The 1809-nt window shown below is 63.9% G+C and carries 3 protein-coding genes and 1 pseudogene; 2 read left to right on the top strand and 2 right to left on the bottom strand.

Annotated features, from left to right (window positions below; genetic code table 11):
• Positions 1–209: 209 nt before the first annotated feature.
• A complete protein-coding gene (locus EET03_RS01940; RefSeq protein WP_075542432.1) occupies positions 210–650 on the top strand; it encodes a DsrE family protein in 441 nt (146 codons plus the stop codon).
• A gap of 40 nt (positions 651–690) precedes the next feature.
• Here EET03_RS01940 and EET03_RS01935 read toward each other — a convergent pair whose 3' ends face one another.
• Positions 691–948: a hypothetical protein gene (locus tag EET03_RS01935; protein WP_075542433.1), complete on the bottom strand. Its 258-nt coding sequence runs from the start codon at positions 946–948 to the stop codon at positions 691–693.
• A 43-nt stretch (positions 949–991) separates the two neighbouring features.
• Here EET03_RS01935 and EET03_RS01930 point away from each other — a divergent pair, with 43 nt between their 5' ends.
• Positions 992–1618 (top strand): nitrilase-related carbon-nitrogen hydrolase, encoded by a 627-nt coding sequence (locus EET03_RS01930; protein WP_075542434.1) that lies wholly within the window; start codon positions 992–994, stop codon positions 1616–1618.
• Positions 1619–1624: 6 nt separating this feature from the next.
• On the opposite strand, the pseudogene EET03_RS30010 reads toward EET03_RS01930, so the two are convergent.
• Positions 1625–1809, bottom strand: a pseudogene (locus EET03_RS30010) (PE family protein); the annotation flags it as partial.

The following is a 1809-nucleotide window of genomic DNA, read 5'->3' as shown; positions in this document are numbered from 1 at the left end:
GCGGGATCACGTTCCCGGCGTGCCCGACGACATCATCGCCACGCACCTCGATACGGAGATTCTTCGACCAATCGTTGCTAGTCTGCATCTGTTAGGTGCGCTCCATCTCGGATCATCGGTGCTGTGGTAAGTCCGATTATCCTTGTGGCAGCGCGCCTTTCACGTTAACGACACTCGATGCCACTCAATTACATGAAAGATCGAGGTCTGTGCCCCTTGCAGACGAGACGCTGCATATCGACGTTCCGGTCGAACTCGAGGAGGTGAAGGTCGTGTTCAGCGTGGCATCGCTCACCTTCGAAGGGGACATGCCGGCCGTCCTGTTCCACCTGGGAATCGTCGTGGCCGACGCCGCCGCCTGGCAGGCCAGTTCGCACGTCGTCGCCGTGTTCCACACGAATGCCGGACACGTGACACTCGACGACCAGGCCTACAACGCCAACCGGCACGTCAGTACCGGCAATCCGTACAAGCCGGTGGTGGCCGACCTGATAGCCAAGGGCGTGCACATCGAGTTGTGCGGAGCCACCGCCAGGGCCAACGGTTGGCGCAATGTCGACCTGATCCCCGGGACCAGGATCAACAGGAATGCCATGGCAAGACTGACCCAGCTGGTGCAGCAGGGGTACGTGAAGATCTCGGAGGCCTAGCGACCCTTTGTCGGTAGGGCATTGACAGTTGAGCAGAGTTTCAGGCTGCTTGAGGTAGTCGGGCGTGGGCGAAGCGTTCGTCGATGTGCCGATCGAGGGTGTTCAGGGCGGTGCGGAGTTCGGGTGGTGCTTGGGGTTGGTCGGCGGCGAAGAGTGGGGTGAGGACGCGGTCGTGGACTTTGGTGTAGAAGACGGCGAAGCGCAGACCGTCGGCGGTGAGGTCGTAGGTGTTGGTGTGTGGGCGGCGGATGATGAGCCCGTTGTAGCGCAGCCGGGCTAGGTCGTAGCTGGCCTCCACCCCGTCGGGACAGCTGCACGCGCACGACAAGGATCTTCCGACGATGTGGGAGAACTGCTTCTACATCGGGGGTGACGATGATGGCGTCTTCGAAACCGAACTCGGAGGCATCGGCGCCGCAGTCTGCTGGGAACTCATCCGCACGGAGACGCTGTCCAGGATGACCGGTCGTGTCGGGTTGGTGATCACCGGCACGCACTGGTGGGACCTGCCGGGCAACTGGCCGGCCGTGCCGTACCTGCTCCGATCGGGCGCGCGTGGCAACAGAAAGCTGAGCGAACAAGCACCCGTGGACTTCGCGCGGCGCCTCGGAGTTCCGGTAATTCAGGCCAGCCACTGTGGAACCTTGGCCGGCGATTTCTATCTCGCCCCAATGTGGGACGCCCGGCTGCCATATCGCACGACATTCGTCGGTGCGACGCAGATCATGGATGGATGGGGTCGCGTGGTTGCGCAACGAAACACCCAAGAAGGGCCCGGCGTGGTGGTCGGCGAGGTGCAGTTGGGGCAAGTTCGAACCGCAGGATCGATAGCGGTGCCCGATCGATTCTGGATCCCCAAACTTCCTGTGCTGCACCGCCTCTATTGGGCGCATCAGAACTGGGCATGCAAGGGGATGTACCAGCGCGTCGGTCGGACCAAAGGACTGGACGCGGCCGCTGCCCGCTGAGCCCCGTTAGCCGTGGGGACCGGCCGTGCCGTCGGCGCCAGCGGCGCCGCCGACACCCGGAGTGCCAGGAACTAAGGTGCCGCTGATCGCTTGCCCGGCCGCACCGCCGCTACCTCCGCTACCACCGCTACCGGCGCCGCCGCCGTTGCCGCCGGTGCCGGCACCACCGCCGATGCCGGTCTCGCCAAAGA

Source organism: Mycobacterium innocens, assembly GCF_900566055.1.
GTDB classification, from domain to species: Bacteria; Actinomycetota; Actinomycetes; order Mycobacteriales; family Mycobacteriaceae; genus Mycobacterium; species Mycobacterium innocens.
Note: the sequence above shows the minus strand (reverse complement) of the source record. Positions and strands in the feature narration are given on the sequence as shown.

Bases quoted from the DNA above. Each gene is read 5' to 3' on its own strand.
- EET03_RS01930 (WP_075542434.1), top strand. From the start codon at position 992: ATGTGGGAGAACTGCTTCTACATCGGGGGTGACGATGATGGCGTCTTC.